This window comes from Dehalogenimonas alkenigignens (assembly GCF_001466665.1).
Classification (GTDB): Bacteria; Chloroflexota; Dehalococcoidia; order Dehalococcoidales; family Dehalococcoidaceae; genus Dehalogenimonas; species Dehalogenimonas alkenigignens.
Genome location: NZ_KQ758903.1, coordinates 1,726,431 through 1,744,241, shown reverse-complemented (window position 1 = coordinate 1,744,241; position 17,811 = coordinate 1,726,431). Strand labels below are relative to the sequence as shown.

Annotated in this window: 13 protein-coding genes; all 13 read left to right on the top strand. The window is 49.5% G+C overall.

Features of this window, described 5'->3' with window-relative positions; translation table 11 throughout:
- Positions 1 to 669 precede the first annotated feature (669 nt).
- The 13 genes from DEALK_RS09005 to DEALK_RS08950 all read left to right on the top strand — a co-directional run bounded on the left by DEALK_RS09005 (position 670) and on the right by DEALK_RS08950 (position 17,811).
- Complete coding sequence (locus DEALK_RS09005) at positions 670 to 2,814, top strand: MBL fold metallo-hydrolase (protein WP_186007598.1); 2,145 nt, start codon at positions 670 to 672, stop codon at positions 2,812 to 2,814.
- 14 nt (positions 2,815 to 2,828) lie between these two features.
- Positions 2,829 to 3,527 (top strand): hypothetical protein, encoded by a 699-nt coding sequence (locus DEALK_RS09000; protein ID WP_144437103.1) that lies wholly within the window; start codon positions 2,829 to 2,831, stop codon positions 3,525 to 3,527.
- Between the two features lie 388 nt (positions 3,528 to 3,915).
- Positions 3,916 to 4,605, top strand: a complete 690-nt coding sequence (locus DEALK_RS08995; RefSeq protein ID WP_065128755.1) for a hypothetical protein — start codon at positions 3,916 to 3,918, stop codon at positions 4,603 to 4,605.
- A 171-nt stretch (positions 4,606 to 4,776) separates the two neighbouring features.
- A complete protein-coding gene (locus DEALK_RS08990; protein WP_244881602.1) occupies positions 4,777 to 5,973 on the top strand; it encodes a hypothetical protein in 1,197 nt (398 codons plus the stop codon).
- Between the two features lie 189 nt (positions 5,974 to 6,162).
- A complete protein-coding gene (locus DEALK_RS08985; RefSeq protein ID WP_058439885.1) occupies positions 6,163 to 6,465 on the top strand; it encodes a hypothetical protein in 303 nt (100 codons plus the stop codon).
- Between the two features lie 87 nt (positions 6,466 to 6,552).
- Positions 6,553 to 6,852 carry a hypothetical protein gene (locus DEALK_RS08980; RefSeq protein ID WP_058439884.1) on the top strand — a complete coding sequence of 100 codons (300 nt, stop codon included), beginning with the start codon at positions 6,553 to 6,555 and terminating at the stop codon, positions 6,850 to 6,852.
- Between the two features lie 246 nt (positions 6,853 to 7,098).
- Positions 7,099 to 7,299, top strand: coding sequence for a helix-turn-helix domain-containing protein (locus tag DEALK_RS08975; protein ID WP_058439883.1), 201 nt, complete (start codon positions 7,099 to 7,101; stop codon positions 7,297 to 7,299).
- A gap of 48 nt (positions 7,300 to 7,347) precedes the next feature.
- Positions 7,348 to 10,554, top strand: a complete 3,207-nt coding sequence (locus DEALK_RS08970) for a helicase-related protein (protein WP_058439882.1) — start codon at positions 7,348 to 7,350, stop codon at positions 10,552 to 10,554.
- Entirely contained in the window at positions 10,551 to 11,318 is a 768-nt protein-coding gene (locus tag DEALK_RS08965) for a DUF4391 domain-containing protein (RefSeq protein WP_058439881.1), read from the top strand. Before DEALK_RS08970 ends, DEALK_RS08965 begins: the two co-directional genes overlap by 4 nt.
- Positions 11,319 to 13,247, top strand: coding sequence for a site-specific DNA-methyltransferase (locus tag DEALK_RS08960; protein ID WP_058439880.1), 1,929 nt, complete (start codon positions 11,319 to 11,321; stop codon positions 13,245 to 13,247). It begins immediately after the preceding gene.
- A gap of 10 nt (positions 13,248 to 13,257) precedes the next feature.
- Positions 13,258 to 16,227 (top strand): type III restriction-modification system endonuclease, encoded by a 2,970-nt coding sequence (locus tag DEALK_RS08955; protein WP_058440116.1) that lies wholly within the window; start codon positions 13,258 to 13,260, stop codon positions 16,225 to 16,227.
- A 67-nt stretch (positions 16,228 to 16,294) separates the two neighbouring features.
- On the top strand, positions 16,295 to 16,750 hold the full coding sequence (locus tag DEALK_RS10010; protein ID WP_144437101.1) for a hypothetical protein: 456 nt from the start codon (positions 16,295 to 16,297) through the stop codon (positions 16,748 to 16,750).
- Positions 16,751 to 17,055: 305 nt separating this feature from the next.
- Positions 17,056 to 17,811, top strand: a complete 756-nt coding sequence (locus tag DEALK_RS08950; RefSeq protein WP_338032942.1) for a DUF5131 family protein — start codon at positions 17,056 to 17,058, stop codon at positions 17,809 to 17,811.

The following is a 17,811-nucleotide window of genomic DNA, read 5'->3' as shown; positions in this document are numbered from 1 at the left end:
ATCAGTTTCGGGAAATCCAAGCGGCGGCCCTCGCTCGTGGTGTAACCCATTACTGAACTTGCCGTCAAAAATCAAATCTGATTAGTCATCCGACCATTAGGAGCTTTACGGATCAATACCACGTTTTCCTCGATAGAAACGAGTGTCCAGATGTCTACTAGTCAGGCTTCAGGTGATGGGGTATCATTATGCCGCCCTGAAGGGGTGGAGATTATGGGAGAGAAGAGTACAATGGAAACTTCTTGCAGCATTTGCGGGCAGACAATTCCAAATCCTCGCTTAGCTAGCCAATACCCTGGAATCGTATGCCGCCAGTGCGACCAACGAGCTCTTAACGGCCTCGGGATGCCTGCCGAATTTGATTCCTTGTCAGAAGAAGGCGACAACCCAGTTTTCATCGATGGAAAAAAATGTTGGCGCCGGATCAGATTTGGTGGATTTATAACGATGCGGGATGATGATGACTGCCCCGATCTCCAGACTTTCTATGTTAAGCACAGAATGCCAAAGCGACCAACAAGGGGGACAAAATAGACTTGTCGCCGTTACGATAAAGGGTGATCGACAAACATGCAACTAATAATTCATCGAGGTACCCATGAGATCGGCGGGACATGTATCGAATTGACTTCCAGCTCTGGGAAGACACGTATCATTCTGGACGTTGGCATGCCTCTGGTCAACAGAGACCAATCGCCATTCGAATGGGACAACTATCGGGACTCTGCCTTATCCGACCTCATTTCCAAACGCGTTTTGCCGGCGGTGAGTGGCTTATATGACGATACTGGACCGGTGCCTGATGGCATCCTGATCTCGCATGCCCATCTTGATCATTACGGATTCCTTCGGCTCGTGAACCCCCGAATACCACTTTTTATGAGCCGGGGAACACAGGCCTTAGCTGAGGTATCCAACGCCTTCCTCGACACTTGCGTTAGTTCCCAAAACATCAGATCAATGAAACCTTGGGAACCAGTTGCTATTGGAGAATTCACTGTCACGCCTTATCTCATGGACCATTCCGCACCTGACGCGTTTGCCTTTTCAATTGAAGCTGACGATCAGCGCGTTTTTTACACGGGGGATTTCAGGGGTCACGGTCGAAAAATGGTCTTGCTCGACCGGTTGTTAAAAAGCCCTCCGAAAAAAGTCGATGCCCTGATCATGGAAGGGTCGATGTTAGGGCGCGATGAAGGGTTGTTTCCTGACGAGAACGCCGTCGAAAATGCGCTTACCGATCTGTTCAAGACGCACCAAGGGCTTGCGTATGTCTTCACTTCCTCCCAGAATCTGGACAGGTTAGTATCTCTTTTTAGAGCAGCCCGGAGGTCTGGAAGAACTCTGGTAATCGACTTGTACACAGCCTTCGTTCTCGACAAGCTCCAAGCTATCTCCTCAAACATCCCTCAGTTCAATTGGGATGGGATTCGTGTCTTCTTCAGCCATTACCATGTCCAGAAGTTGGCCGATCAAGATAAACAGCTCCTCGGAAAATACTCCCGATCTAGGATTACGTTTGAAGAAATCCAGGCTGAACCTGACAATAAAGTCGTCCTCGTAAAAGACAATCGGATTTTTCGGATCGTCGCAGCTAAGTTGTATGCTCAAACCAGAGCCATTGCCTTATACTCCATGTGGCATGGGTATCTTGAGAAAACAGACTTGAGAAACTTCCTGGCGGCTAAAGAAATCGATCTTATTGAGGTGCATACAAGCGGTCATGCCTACGTGCGCCATTTGAAAAGTTTGGTTGAGGCGCTCAAGCCGGCACATGTTGTGCCGGTTCATACGTTTCATCCCGAACAATACGCCCAACTTTTCGCAAATGTTACCGAATTGGAGGATGGCGAAATTATGGATGTTGGTGTTGTAAACGTGTTAACCGAATCGAGATGCAGGGCTCTCTCGACGGCATTTCTGGAGAAGTTCTGTCTGAAAGATGGGTTGTTCCGGCCGCTAATTGAGTTAGTGCGGAACAATAAAGACCTGCATTTCGAACTCCGCGGACAACTTAATAGTCCCCACAAGCCAGAAGTCGCTCCGGCTGATGAAGCGATAGGCATCTATTACAAGGGCAACTGCATTCTTTGTTTACGAGCGAACCACAAGGTGGAAATCCATGAAGCCTTCTCCAAAGGCTTGGCAATTCCCAAATACCTAAACAGCCCTGAAGACGTTCAAGCTTACCTGACGGTTGTCCCTGAGTTGATGTACCGGGTTTCCAGCAGGGGCAAGAACAGCATGGAAATTGAATACGAGCAAATGATTATCCGAGCTAACAATTTCGAGGCGCGCAACAACTCGGAATATATTATCCTCGCCAATCAATATGGTGTCGGTTCGGACAGATGGGACTTGCTAGCTTTGAAATGGCCACGTTTGAAGCGGGGAGGGAACAATCCCGTTGGGCAACTGGCTTTGATTGAAGTGAAATATGCCCTCAATAATGACATCCAAGACGCTGATCAGCAATTGGGGAGGTACTATCAGTACATTAAAACCAATCTCGATTCACTCTGCGATGAGATGGAACTCATTCTTAAACAGAAAATTGCGCTCGGGCTTGTTCAGCGGTCAGAGGAGCAACTGGCTCAGTTAAAAAAAATGAAACTTTCTCGGGATATCAGCAAGGTCGAGATGATTCTCTATCTGGTCGATTACAATCCGAATAGTATTTGGAAAGATAAAATGATCTCCAAGGCCATGGAATTGCCTTTTCGGGATCAAATCAGAATTAGACTCGGAGGGCTCGCGATGTGGGAGCAGAGTTCGACGCCCTTAGAAGGTACCGGAAGGGTATCAGGAAAATAACTCGGAGCCAGATGATGCCAGGAAAACATACTGGAAGAGCTGTTAAAGGCAGTCGGTTACACCTCCAGGATCTTATCAATGGGGAATACCAAATCAATTTCGGTCAATATTTGATGGCGCAAAGCCATTCCCTCGAGAATTTTACGGATGGTGTGTTCGATTGGAAATCACCGCTTGAGAGTCAAAACTTCCGAGAATATCGAGACGCAGAGTTCTTGAACCAGGTGGGATTATCACACCTTAAAGAAAACCTTTCATCTTTCTGGCCGCGCCTTGGCCCGTGCTGGGATGCCTTGGCGATAGTACCCGGGAAAAAAGGTAGGCACGGTATCGTCCTTGTTGAAGCCAAAAGCCATGTGAAGGAGGTTGGCACATCTTCAAGTGCCTGCGGGGCGAAACCAAAGAGTCTGGGCTTGATTACGGCAAGTATCGAGGTTGTGAAAGATGCTCTGGGTGTAAATGACGATTCAGACTGGCTGGGCAAATATTATCAATATGCCAACCGCCTGGCGCATCTTTATTGGCTTACTAGCCAGAATATTCCTGTCTGGATGGTATTTCTATATTTTACCGGCGATTCTGAGCAAAAAGGTCCTTTGATCGACAGCGAGTGGCGCGACCATTTGAGTATAATGAAAACCAAACTCGGATTACCTGATAAGCACTTTCTCAGTGATCGAATTATCGAGGTTTTCTTGCCAGTCCATCACTAAAACACGAGACTAAAAGTAAATCCCAGGCTTCTTCTCAGATAGAGCCTCCCCATAGTGGGAGGCTTCTTTTCTTCGTTCTCCTTCAAAGAGGCCGGGAGAGGGTGATAAACGTGCTAGTTCTTCAGGATGTTCAAAATGACTTTTTGTTTGACAATGAAGCTGGAAAAACACGCAAACGTACTTTAACAACTGAACACGAAAAGCCTTGACCTGAACGCTTGCCCGAAAGGGGGAAAGCGTGAGTTCAAGCGTAACAGCACTGGGGGAACAGAACCGGCCTGGGGGCTTCTGTAGCCGGTGTCACAAGGTTTGGGTACTCAAAGAAAGGCAAGGCGTTTGCCGATGGTGCGGAAAGGTCGCCACCTGTCAAACCACTAAGACAAGCGCCTTGCGTGGCTTCAAGTCTAATCGAAGCTCAAAACCAAAGCAAGCCGATCCACTCGGCAACGGCTATGACCATCTTTCCGGCAACTGGCTTACCTTCTATACCATCGCCTCGAAGTTCAGCTACAAGGCCAAGCCGGACGAGCGTGATGACCTTCTCCATGACATCATTCTCACCCTTGCCGACGTGGAACGGAATAACGGACACCATCCGTTCACCGAAGCGGCCATGTACCGTATCGCCAGCCGCGCCCAAGCTCTCTACTGGCGGAAGCGTTACCGGATGGACAATGGCCTTACCTGCGGGGATTGTAGCAAGGCACAACGGCGGAAATGTAAAGAGGACTGGCTGTTTTCGGCCTGCCCCAAAGCGGTCAAGCTCGAAAGCCTCAACAAGCCGGTCACGGACGACGAAGGCAACACCACCGAACTCGGCGATCTGATTGCCGATGACAGGGCATTGGACCTCGATGCCTGGCTGGATGCCAATACCTTCCTTCTCCAATGCCCCGACAGGTTAATCGCCATCGCCGAAAAGCGGCGGGACGGGTTAGCCCTCGACAATGCCGAAATGATTTACCTTTGCCGTTTTCGGAAACGGGAACAAAAAAGCCTGTTTTCCGGTGAAAGGTTTTCGCCCGTTTTCGCAACTAATACAGTGGGAGCTTCGGCTATGCCAGCGGTTTGCGGGTAGCCGGTAGCTTACTACTAGGCGAAGCCGATGGACTTGCCCGTCATCGGATAGCATTAAGGGGGTCGGACAATCGAACAACTGAATATCGAGGGCAAGCGTTCAGGTCAGGGCTTTTTAGCGCACAAGGCGGTACTGGTCAACGCCTTATCAAGGGCACTCGCCGAAAGGGCGATGCTTCTTGACCTCACCATCGGGCGGAAAGGCTTTCTCACCTACCTTAAGTCTTTAGGCGGGAGTAACATCGTCAAAATTGTCCCGTCTAACGGCGACGCCAGCGTATCGCGGGTCGCCGGAAAATGCCTCAAGGTGGTCTGCGGAAGTAACACCAGCTACCTCGACAACATGGCCTGGGTCGGCGAAAAGACACCCCTTACCCTGTGCGACATCAGGGTAAGCCCCAGAAACTCGGTCAGTCCCAACCTCGGCGCGACGGAGCTATCGGATGCCCTTTCAAGGGTATTGCCCTTCACCTCAGATGAGACAAGCCGCCCAATTCTCCAATGCGTTCTCTTTCGGGTGAAAGACGGCAAGCTAACCCTTGTAGCCGCCGACGGCTACCGACTCGCCGTGTTGAGCCTACCCTTCGATGGGGATGAGGGACAGGTGCTCGTTAGCCGCGATGACCTTAGCGGCGTCACCGGCGCACTTCGTCGGGCTAGACGGGTAAGACTGTCGCTGGAAAAGAACGGCGACAAAGACCCGATGAGCCTAGTCCTCGACACGGAACTAATCCGCTACACGTGGCGGGGATGCGGCGGGAACTTCCCGGACTACGAGAAGCTCATACCCGCCGAAGCCAACATCCGCGCCAGCTTCGATACCAATGAAGCGATGAAAGCGGTTAGCTCGCTCAAGGTCGTCGCCAACGTCAAAGCCTACGCCTTAGACCTCGCCATCGGGGACGGCAAGCTGGTCGTCTCAAACACCGATGACAAGGGGACAGCGGAAATACCCGCCGACACCACCGGCGATCCAATCAAGGTAAGGCTTGACGGCGGATACCTCGCCGAAGCACTAAAAGCCTCTGGCGGAATGGTCGAGCTAAGGATCAAGGACGCAAGGTCGCCGATGCTTTTCACCGCGCCGGACTATGAGTTGGTGGTCATGCCGATGCTCCTGCCGGAAGCCAAGAAGCCGGCGGACACGGCCAAGACCGCCGAACCCGCGAAGGCCGAGACAGCACCAACCGCCGAACCCGCCGAGCCGAAGGCCGAGACAGCCGAGCCGGTCAAGCCGGAACCGCAACCCGAGCCGGTAGCCGCCGAGGAAGTCGCCCAAGCCGTAGCCGAGGCCGAAGCAATCACGAAGGCCGAGAAGCCGAAGGCCAAGAAGCACAGCAAGGTCAAAGAACCAGTCGCCGTAGCCTGAAATACCTGATACTTGAACGCTTGAACTCGCAAAACAGCCGCACAGAAAGAGGTGTCAAAGCCTCTTTTTGTGCTTTCTTTTTGTAAGGGGATATTCCTGCCCCATGCGGTGGGAAAATCCCCTTTCGTTTTGACTGAACGGGCAATCCAATCACGAAAACGGAAAATAGGTAACGAAGGGAATGACAATATGGACGCACTATTGGTAATCAATCCAACCGTCCCATTAGGCCAGGTGGTAGCCACCCGGGGAGTCTTCGCCCTGGCCGGTGAGAAGCCCGAGTTTGCCGAATTCATGCGCCGTTCCTTGAACCGCCATGCTAAAGGTGACTGGGGCGACCTTGACGAAGCCGACAAGCAGGAGAACGATCTCAGCCTTAAAAAGGGCTTCAGACTGCTTTCAGCGTACACGGCCGCGGGATTGCCCAAAATCTGGGTCATCACCGAGGCCGACCGGTCGGCGACGACGATCTTGTTCCCGGACGAATACTAGCCCAGACAGCCCCTGTCCGCCGGCGCAGGGCCATCTGTCAATGCCGGCAAATAAGAAGGGCTACTGTGCCCGAATGGAGGTGTAACTTTGCCTATCAGATGGAGCGCTCTTAAAGTCAGCGAGGCGATGGATATGGTCGAAGAATTCATTGACCAAGCCGCCGAGCCATTGGAACAGGCTAGGCTTGTCGCAATCGCAGCTAGAGGAATCGCTGATATTCCGCAATACGTCGATGAACGCCTAGCCCATCTAACCAGCAGCATCGGACGCATCGACAATATTAAGGGGGCGATAAAGACAGTTCGGGAGTCTTTACCAACTGGCGCCGTGGTTGAAGAGCGAAAAAGAATTGAAAGCGGTGACCAACTCGTCCTGGTACCCCAATAATAACGAGGGTGTCTCTTGAAGAATCCTGATACGTTAACATCAAAAAGCGGCACTACCGCATCTGACGATTAATCGAGTAAAAAAGCGATTGCTAAAAAAGAGGTCCTGAAATTGTTTCAGGACCTCTTTTTTTTGTACAGATCGGACTCACAACTTACTGGCTTATTCGTCTAGCTCCTCTCTTGATTTATCGGTGTCGCAATAGTAATATTGCGACACCGATAGGTCTTCAGGGGGGAAAATGTTATGCCGGTGCTTGATAACTATTTCAATGTAATCGAAGCAGCTGAAGTCCTTGGCGTTCATTGGGAGACGGTGAAACGAATGTGTCGTGAGGGTCGTATTCCAGCCAAAAAGATCCACAATATGTGGCTGATTGACAAGAATGAAGTTGCGAAATTTGCGTCGAACTACAATGAGCCGAGGCGTGGTAAGAGGAAGAAATAGGATTGTTACACACCGAGTTCTAACCTATCTTCTTTGGAGTTTACAATAATGAAACTCATTAAAAACACCGGTAGCGATCGTGTAGTAGATGAATTACGGCGTGCCATCGTTCCGGAATCGTCATTGGACTTCTCTTCTTCTGGTTTTTCCCTCTTTGCTTTTGCCGAGTTGAACGACCTGTTAGATAAACTTGATGTATGTCGGTTTGTCCTGCCCAATACTAACGATGGACTGGGATTGACCGGTTCGGATTCGGATCGTGCTTTTAGAAATCGTCTTCAGCAACGCTGGTTAGCACGCGAGTGTGCCAAATGGGTGAATGACAAGGTCGACCTGCGCGGAGTGAAAACATCCCCACCACAGTCGATCCTCATTGTACGTAAACCAGACAACAAGGCTCAGAGTGTAATTACTGGAGCTTGTCCTTTCACCACTGAGGGTTTGGGGATTACTCCAGGTAATCAATTCAGCCTGATTCAATGTTCTGAGGCTCCTGAAGAGTCCGCCGTACTCGGTTCCTGGTTTACAAACCTTTGGAATTCGCTACCAGCCTCGCATGAGTTCAAGAACACATTTCTGGCTCGCCTGAGAGATCTGTCAGAGCTGAAGGCCCCTTCGCTAATCTATTACCTGACGCTGTTTCACCTTTTTAAGAATGGTGAGGACCAACTAGATGAGGAACGCGTTGTTAAATCCGCCACTGGCATTCGCAATACGGTTGTCTGGAAGAAACTTTACAAGTTCCAAAAGGATGGGGTTATTGGGGCTATCGACAAACTGGAGCGATTGGGTGGTTGCATCGTCGCCGACAGCGTCGGCCTAGGTAAAACCTTTGAAGCACTCGCCATAATCAAGTATTACGAGCTCCGTAACAACAGAGTGCTAGTGCTAGTTCCCAAGCGCCTGCGCGACAACTGGACGCTGTATAAAGCCAATGATCGCCGCAACATATTAGCCTCTGACCGATTTAATTACGACGTCCTCAATCATACTGACCTTTCACGCGATAATGGGACTTCCGGCGATATCGATCTAGCACACATCAACTGGGGAAATTATGACCTGGTTGTAATCGACGAATCCCACAACTTTAGAAACAAATCCACGCATAACGACCGCGAGACGCGTTACGACCGCCTCATGCGCTGCATTATTAAAAACGGTGTCAAAACCCGTGTGCTGATGCTTTCCGCCACTCCGGTCAATAACCGCCTGGCAGATTTGAAAAACCAGATTGCCTTCATTACCGAGTCAGATGATATGGCGCTATCGACACACGGCATCTCCAGCATCGAGAATACGGTAGGGAAGGCGCAATTCCAATTCAATCGTTGGCTGGGTCTAGAAGAAAACAAGCGCAGGCCTTCGCTGCTTATCGACATGCTCGGTTTCGATTATTTTAAGCTCCTTGACCTACTCACGATTGCTCGTTCGCGAAAACATATACAAAAATACTACGGCATTGACGAGACCGGTCGTTTCCCGGAACGGCTAAAACCGATCAACATAAAGCCGGACGTCGACAGCGCGGGTGAATTTAGGTCGATCCGAGAGATCAATGACGAAATTCGGCGTCTCACACTCGCCGCCTATGCACCATTGCGCTACGTACTACCACATAAACAGGCAGCTTATGACGCCAAGTACAGTACACGCATACGTGGGGGCGAGAGCTTCTTCCGCCAGGTCGACCGGGAAGAGAGCCTGGTGCATTTGCTCCGTATTAATGTTCTCAAACGTATGGAGAGTTCCGTAACTTCGTTCGCGCTTACCGTTTCTCGCCAGATCGAAGACGTAAACGCAACATTAGCCAAGATTGACAATCATGAGAGAGCGATCGATGAAATCGATATCGAAGATGTGGATATGGACGACACTTCATTCGAGAGTTTGCTAGTCGGAAGGAAAGTAAAAGTACTCCTACAGGACGTTGACCTGATCCGCTGGAAACAGGATCTCATCGAGGACCGCAACCGATTGGCCACACTCGTTTCGGCCGCCAAGCAGGTGGATTCCGCGCGCGACGCCAAGCTTAAGGCGCTTCGGGAAGTGATCGAGAATAAATGCAGACGGCCACTGAACCACGGTAATAAGAAGATCATCGTGTTCACTGCCTTCGCGGACACCGCGCACTATCTTTACGAAGAACTCTCGAGTTGGGCCCAAGAGGAATTGGGGCTGCAGTCAGCCCTTGTCACAGGTGCTGGCCATAATCAGGCCACTCTCCCAGGGCTCCGCAAGGATTTCACCAGCATCATCACCGCCTTTTCACCGCGCTCCAAGGAACGTCCGGTAGACTTCGCCTGCGAGGGCGATATAGATTTACTAATAGCGACCGATTGCATCAGCGAAGGTCAGAATCTCCAGGATTGCGATACCGTCGTTAATTACGATATCCACTGGAATCCCGTTCGCATCATCCAACGCTTCGGCCGTATCGACCGCATCGGCTCTTCAAACGAGGTTATCCAGCTGGTCAATTTCTGGCCCAACATGGAGTTGGAGGAATATATCAACCTCGAACAGCGCGTCAGCGGGCGTATGGTACTGCTGGATATTTCAGCTACCGGAGAAGAGAACATCATCGAGCATCAGTCAGGCAACCAGATGAACGACCTCGAATACCGCCGCAAGCAGCTCCTCAAGCTACAAGACGCGGTGATTGACCTCGAAGACCTCAGTAGCGGCGTTTCTATCGCCGACCTCACTCTCAACGATTTTCGCACCGATCTGGCCGATTTCATGAAAGATCACCCCGGCAAACTGGACACCTATCCTTTTGGGGCGATGGCGGTTACCACCTCCCAGGAGGTTGGGGAGGCGTCTATACCCCCGGGTATCATATTCTGTCTGCGAGTTGTCGGCGATAACGCATTAAAATCCATCGAGCCCGGTTATCCGCTTGCACCCAACTATGTTGTTCATGTAGGGGAGGACGGAGCGGTTCTGCTTCCGTTCACGCAAGCCCGCCAGGTCCTCGACCGATTGAAACGGCTTTGTATCGGCCGGGATCTTCCCGATGCCGTCTCCTGCTCGGCATATGAAAAGGCAACCAAAAACGGCTTTGACATGAGAGTTGCCCAGGGGTTGCTGTCGGCGGCCATCGCCTCCATTGTCGGGAAAAAAGAAGAACGTGCCCTAGCCAGCCTGTTCATACCAGGCGGTACGTATGCCATCAAAGGCGAATTCCAGGGCATCAATGATTTCGAGGTGATCGCGTTCCTTGTCGTGGTTCCGGAGAATCCGAGCAAATGAGCTTGACCGCGGTTATCAACGCTTTCTCGATACCATCCGAAGCCCGCCTTGACCAGCGGGTGCCTAAAAAACTGCTGCTGGAACAGGATTTCCCAACTGTCGCGGATAAACGCCTGATTCAAGATGGCATCGACGAACTCTTCTGGGTTGCGGCCCTAAAGCCAACTAATATCGGGGTTCCTTCATTTCGGGATGATGTTCGCGAATATCTTGAAATCGCCATTCTCTCGGTTAAACTCCGCGTATCCGCCAAAGCGCCCCGCCTTGTCGAGTTGATCCATCGGGCCATTCCATATCCAGTAGTGCTTGTCGCTTCACAGGACGAGGCTATCGATCTTTCACTCGCCCATAAGCGCTGGTCTCAAGGTGAGATAGGCAAAGTCGTTATCGAAGATTTACGCCGCACCGCACCTTTCAAGCCGGACGAGCTTACCGGTGACGAATCCGCGTTCTTAGCCAGTCTGGCATTGTCGAGTCTGCCCGGTCACAATCTGTTTACCTTATATCAAGGATGGCTCGACTGTGTCTCTGCAATGGAGGCTGCCCGCCAAACCGGCGAATTCGTGCGCCCGATCTTCGGTGTGAAGGCGGCCAACCTGCGTAAGAGCCTCGATGAATTAACTCGAATCCAACATAATATTGGCCTCTTTCGAGCCCAGGCAGAAAAAGAAAAGCAGGTTAGCCGCCGCGTGACATTGAATCTTGAAATCCAGCGGATGGAAACGGAATTGGCCGCCATCGTTGCGAGCCTAAAGGACGAATAGATGAAGAAACTGACCACCCAGGATTCCGAAACCAAATCGACTGATATCATCAAATGGAATATCGCCGAGCTAAAAACCCTTTTCCCTGAAGCCCTCACAGAGGGCAATGTTGATCTCAACGTGCTCAAGCAACTCCTCGGCGGTAAGGTCGATGAAACCGAGGAGAAATACGGTCTCAACTGGCTTGGCAAGCGCAGGTCCCGCCAAATTGCCTTGACTCCTTCTTCAGGCACCCTTCGTCCGTGCCCGGGGGATAGCGTTGACTGGGAAACTACACAAAATCTCATGATAGAAGGCGACAATCTCGAAGTTCTCAAACTTCTTCAGAAGAGCTATGCCAGGAAAGTGAAGCTAATTTACATTGATCCGCCCTATAACACTGGTAGCGACTTTGTTTATCCTGATGATTTTCAGGACAACATCAAAAACTATCTCATGCGAACTGGACAAATGGAATCGGACGGCCGGAAGAACACAAGCAACACCGAAGCATCTGGGCGGTGGCATACCGATTGGCTCAACATGATGTATCCGCGCCTGAGGTTGGCTCGGAATTTACTCAGGGATGACGGGATGATATTTATTAGCATCGATGATAATGAAATAGCAAACCTGAGGAAAATGTGTGATGACATTTTTGGAGAAGAGAACTACCGTAATATGGTGGTTATTCGGAGGGGAGCGAAGTCCGTTCAAGCCCAGTTTAACACCTGGGACAAATTGGGTAGTGGATACGAGTTTATCTTAATATATTCCAAATGTTCAGACTATCGATTCCCACAAATGCGCAGACCATTGGACGAAACACGCTCTGGGAGCTGGAATAATCACTGGCGAGGAACTGATCGTCCAACTATGCGCTACCAACTTCTCGGGATAACACCTGAGACTGGACAATGGCGTTGGTCACAATCACGCAGTGAAATCGCAGTTCGTAATTTTCAAGAGATGTTATCAACAATTGGAAAGACCGAAGAAGCGATAACACAAGAAGAAATTGATACGTACTATATGGAACGAATTGATGATGACTTGGACTTCATCAGGCTTTCATCGAATGGAAATCCAGAGCATTACGTTCCACCTTCTGATAGTGTTCTACTTAACGATATATGGTTTGACTTACCGACAAGTAGCTCGAAAGAAGTTCTTGCCCTTTTTGAGCAGAAGAAAGTTTTCGACAATCCTAAACAAACACGCTTAGTTCAACGGATATTGGATTTTGCCGATAAAGATGCCGTTGTCCTTGATTTCTTTGCAGGCTCCGGAACAACTGGCCACGCGGTCATGGCTCAGAACGCAAATGATAATGGTATGCGTCGATATATTCTTATCCAGCTGCCCGAAGCGCTTAATCCTCAAGAAAATGGCCAAAAAATCGCTGCGAATTTCTGTGACAAGCTTGCGAAGCCACACAATATCGCAGAACTTACAAAAGAACGGCTTCGTCGAACCGCGAAAAAAATACGAGACGAGGCCCCCCTTTTTATGGGTGACTTAGGCTTCCGCGTGTTCAAACTCGATTCAAGCAATATCCGGGCATGGGAACCGGACCGTGACAACCTGGCGGCGACTTTAGAAGCGCATGCTGAACACATCAAAACCGATCGTACTGAGCAGGATATCCTGTTCGAGTTGCTGCTAAAGCTCGGGCTTGACCTAACTGTGCCAATCGAGCATAAAACCATTGCGGGGAAGACAGTACATAGTATCGGCGCTGGCACGCTGATTGTCTGCCTAGATACCCAAATCACATCCGCCGAAGTCGAGCCGCTTTCGCTCGGTATCGTGGAGTGGCACCAGCAACTAGCGCCGGCGGGCGAAGTCCAAATTGTTTTCCGTGATAGTGCCTTCGCTGACGACGTGTCAAAAACAAACCTCACTGCGATTCTCGATCAATATGGTCTGGAAAACGTGAGGAGTCTCTAAAACCATGATGATGAAACTTCAATTCGAGCCAAACCTAGACTATCAGCATGATGCTATCGAAGCAGTATGCGATTTATTCCGCGGCCAAGAAATCTGTCGTACTGAGTTTACCGTTACCCGGGAAATTGCGACCGATCAACTGGGCTTGCCAGGAATGGAGAATGAGTTAGGTATAGGCAACCGTCTCCAACTCCTGGATGACGAAATACTAAGGAATCTGGGAGATATCCAACTTCGGAATGGTCTCAGACCATCTCCGATTCTGGCCTCTGGCGATTTCACGGTTGAAATGGAGACTGGCACCGGAAAAACATATGTCTACCTACGCACGATTTTTGAGTTGAATCGGCGGTATGGTTTCACTAAATTTGTCATCGTCGTCCCGTCTGTAGCCATTAAAGAGGGTGTGTACAAGACGCTGCAGATAACTGAAGAGCATTTTCAAAGCCTTTTTGCCAATACTCCATTTGAATACTTCCTCTATGACTCCAGCAAGCTCGGCCAGGTGCGGAATTTTGCGACCAGTCCCCATATCCAGATTATGGTGGTAACGGTAGGCGCAATCAATAAGAAAGATGTGAATAATCTCTACAAGGACAGCGAGAAGACTGGCGGAGAGAAGCCTATTGACCTCATCAAGGCTACCCGGCCGATCCTAATCGTGGATGAGCCTCAAAGCGTGGACGGTGGCCTGGAGGGGCGCGGCAAAGAGGCATTGGGAGCCATGAACCCCCTAAGCACATTGAGGTATTCTGCCACTCACGTTGATAAGCATCACATGGTGTACCGTCTGGACGCGGTCGACGCTTATGAGCGGAAATTAGTCAAGCAAATCGAAGTAGCCTCCCTCCAGGTTGAAGGCGGTCACAACCGGGGTTACGTAAAATTGATATCCACGAGTAACAAACGAGGGTTCTTTACCGCTAGAGTCGAACTTGACGTGCAGGAACTGACGGGAGTGAGTCGGAAAGAAGTTAGTGTCAAGCCGGGTGATGATCTTCAGCAGGTTGCAGGCCGAGCTGTATATGCGGATTGTTTGGTACAAAACATTGGATGCAAAATCGGCGACGAATACCTCGAACTGAGCAACTTGGAGAAACCGTTGCGCCCTGGCGAAGTCATCGGGGATATCGCGAGCGATGAAGTCAAACGGCTCATGATTCGCCGTACTATAGAGGAACATCTGGACAAGGAACTACGCTTGCGACCGCAGGGGATCAAAGTCCTGACTTTGTTCTTCATCGATAGGGTTGAATATTACCGCAGATACAACGACGATGGCGAACCGGTTAAGGGCAAGTATGCCGTCACGTTCGAAGAAGAATATCGCAAGGCTGTCGCAAAACCGAAATACCGCACACTTTTTCGTGACGTGGATTTAGAATCGGAGGCTACCGAAGTACACGACGGTTATTTTTCCATTGATAAGAAGGGAACATGGACAGATACCGCCGAAAACAACCAAGGCAACCGTGAAAATGCTGAACGTGCCTACAACCTTATTATGAAGGAAAAAGAGAAGCTATTAAGTCTTGACACGAAGCTGAAATTTATCTTTTCTCACTCCGCACTGCGGGAAGGCTGGGATAACCCGAATGTCTTCCAGATTTGCGCCATACGTGATATTGGTACCGAGCGAGAACGTCGCCAGACAATCGGACGCGGATTGCGCCTATGCGTGAACCAGCAAGGCGAGCGCCTGCGCGGTTTTGACATCAACACACTTACCGTCATCGCCACAGAAGGATATGAGCAGTTCGCCGAAAATCTCCAAAAGGAAATTGAGCAGGACACCGGTATCCGTTTTGGTACCGTGGAGAAGCATCAGTTCGCCGCTCTCCCGATTATGGACAAAGATGGACGAACTGCGGCGCTTGGTGTAGCACAATCCGAAATCCTCTGGTTACATTTGAAGGAAGCCGGGTATGTGGACGCCAAAGGGCAAGTTCAGGACTCCCTGCGTATCGTGCTAAAAGAGGATACGCTGGAGCTCCCTGAACCGTTTCAACCGCATCTCGCACAAGTAAAGGATATCCTGCGGAAACTGGCAGGCAAACTGGATATCAAGAATGCGGACGAACGTATGCAGGTGAAGACGCGTCAGGCTGTCCTTCATAGCGAAGAGTTTCAGGCTCTTTGGGATCGCATTAAGCACAAGACCACCTATCGAGTGCATTTTGATAACAATAACTTGGTGACGGAATGTGCAAGGGCGCTCGCAGACTGCCCACCAATTACTAGGACGAGAGTTCAAATTCGTAAGGCCGACATAGCTATCGGTCGAGGTGGCGTCTTATCGGAGGAAACGGCTGCCGCGGCACCGATCACAATTGAAGAAAGAGATATCGAATTACCTGACCTGTTGACGGACCTTCAGGACAAGACGCAGCTAACTCGCCGAAGTCTGGTGCGCATCTTGACCAACAGTGGCCGTCTGGATGATTTTAAACACAATCCTCAGCAGTTCATTGAGCTAGCGACTGATTCGATCAATCACACTAAGCGTTTGGCCTTGGTGGATGGTATAAAATACCGGCGGCTAGGAAACGAATACTATTACGCTCAGGAGCTCTTTGAACGAGAAGAACTGACCGGGTATCTCAAAAACATGTTGGCTTCCGAGAAGTCGGTTTATGAGCACGTCGTTTATAGCTCATCCGGCGTCGAACGCACTTTCGCCGAAGGTCTTGAAAAGAATGAAGCCGTGAAAGTCTACGCCAAACTTCCTGGTTGGTTCAAAGTCCCGACTCCCTTGGGCAGCTACAACCCGGACTGGGCTGTGTTAGTTGATAAAGATGACACCGAACGTCTCTACTTTGTGGTCGAAACCAAGGGCAGCCTTTTTACAGAGGACTTACGCGACAAAGAAAGCGCCAAGATTGAGTGTGGTAAAGTACATTTTGATTCTATTGCGGTTATTGATAACCCAGCGAGATTCGTTGTAGCTAGAACGATCGATGATCTAATGAAACATGGTTGAAAAGAACCTAAATCACATCAACTCATATTCGCATTATCCTAAATGATATTCAATGAGGGATTATAGAATGGTAAATGAAAGTAAACCATTAGGATCTGAAGATTCTAGCGCTGTTGAATTTGTAAAAGAAATGTTGGCTGGCGATCCGACATACGCAATCAATTTTGATCGAATTCAATGGGATCATGAAAATAAACGCTATGTCATTGTGGAATTTCTACTTTGTGAGGAAAAACAATCAACAAGAGGGATTACACCTTTATCTAGCCATCCTAACAGGTATTTCATGAAAAATTCAATGAAATTTATATCTCTTTGGAAACTTTCGCAAGTCATTGGGGCCAAATTATTTCTTGTAAACTACTCAAAAGCTGGCACTTCATGCGAAGATCAAGTTCTATTGATGGAAGTTCAAAATGTAGACGCAACGGCCTCTGCTCCTGTACAAACCATCAATTCTACGATGACGAGACAAGAATTCTCCTCATGGTTCAGAACTCTTAATCGAAGAGGACGCACTTAGTCGTAATTGGGACTTGGAGAAATATGGCTGGGAAAAATCACCCCGGAGGTTGCACATGTCTTGACATGCCGAATTGTCGTACATGCATGGAAAATGAGGCTACTAAGCAAGCAAGACAACAATGTAGTTATTATTTGGCAATGGTTAAAGTCGCGCGTAAGTATCCAAAAACCGGTCCAAGGTGTCTACATAAAACACCCCCTGAGGATTAGCGAACGATAAGATTCGGGGCGATTGACTTAACAATCACTGCCGATGAAGGTACGGCCCCAAGGTTTAGCGTGGCTGTCCCTTTAAGTGTTAAAATGGCTCGATTGATCAAGGCGGTATTAATGTCTTTTGAGTCATCTATCGAATGGACACAGGCGACTTGGAATCCGGTGACCGGATGTTCTGAGATATCACCCGGTTGCGCCCATTGCTATGCCGCAAGGTTCGCCAATCGATTAAAATGTATGGGTAACCCAAGATACACAAATGGTTTTCGGGTTACCCTGCATGATGATTTAATTGGCCTCCCCCTGAGTTGGAAGCGCCCAACTCAGATTTTTGTCAATTCCATGTCTGACCTTTTCCACGAGCAAATACCTCTCGAATTTATCGAAGCTGTATTTACAACGATCCGTACTGCTTCTTGGCACAGGTTTCAGATACTTACGAAACGGGCGTCACGTCTTTTAGAAATCTCACCCTATTTATCATGGCCAAGTAATCTCTTGATGGGCGTAACCGTCGAGAATCAGGATTATATTTGGCGCCTTGAGAAGCTGAAAAAAGTACCGGCTGCAGTGAAATTTGTGTCTTGTGAGCCATTGTTAGGTCAACTGAATTTGCCACTTGAGGATTTGGATTGGGTGATAGTAGGAGGGGAGAGTGGGCCTGGCGCACGCACTATGGATTTGAACTGGGTAAGGGAGATACGCGATCAATGCTCCCTGGTCAAGCTCCCGTTTTTTCTTAAACAGCTTGGTGGTACCAGGAACAAACGAGGTGAACAACTTGCACTATTGGATGGCCAGTTGTGGAAGGAATTACCCGAAATTCTCTTGATGAAATCGTAG

Bases quoted from the DNA above. Each gene is read 5' to 3' on its own strand.
- DEALK_RS10010 (WP_144437101.1), top strand. From the start codon at position 16,295: ATGGTAAATGAAAGTAAACCATTAGGATCTGAAGATTCTAGCGCTGTT.
- DEALK_RS08955 (WP_058440116.1), top strand. From the start codon at position 13,258: ATGAAACTTCAATTCGAGCCAAACCTAGACTATCAGCATGATGCTATC.
- DEALK_RS08965 (WP_058439881.1), top strand. From the start codon at position 10,551: ATGAGCTTGACCGCGGTTATCAACGCTTTCTCGATACCATCCGAAGCC.
- DEALK_RS08950 (WP_338032942.1), top strand. From the start codon at position 17,056: ATGGCTCGATTGATCAAGGCGGTATTAATGTCTTTTGAGTCATCTATC.
- DEALK_RS08985 (WP_058439885.1), top strand. From the start codon at position 6,163: ATGGACGCACTATTGGTAATCAATCCAACCGTCCCATTAGGCCAGGTG.
- DEALK_RS08960 (WP_058439880.1), top strand. From the start codon at position 11,319: ATGAAGAAACTGACCACCCAGGATTCCGAAACCAAATCGACTGATATC.
- DEALK_RS09005 (WP_186007598.1), top strand. From the start codon at position 670: ATGCCTCTGGTCAACAGAGACCAATCGCCATTCGAATGGGACAACTAT.
- DEALK_RS08975 (WP_058439883.1), top strand. From the start codon at position 7,099: ATGCCGGTGCTTGATAACTATTTCAATGTAATCGAAGCAGCTGAAGTC.
- DEALK_RS08970 (WP_058439882.1), top strand. From the start codon at position 7,348: ATGAAACTCATTAAAAACACCGGTAGCGATCGTGTAGTAGATGAATTA.
- DEALK_RS09000 (WP_144437103.1), top strand. From the start codon at position 2,829: ATGCCAGGAAAACATACTGGAAGAGCTGTTAAAGGCAGTCGGTTACAC.
- DEALK_RS08990 (WP_244881602.1), top strand. From the start codon at position 4,777: ATGCTTCTTGACCTCACCATCGGGCGGAAAGGCTTTCTCACCTACCTT.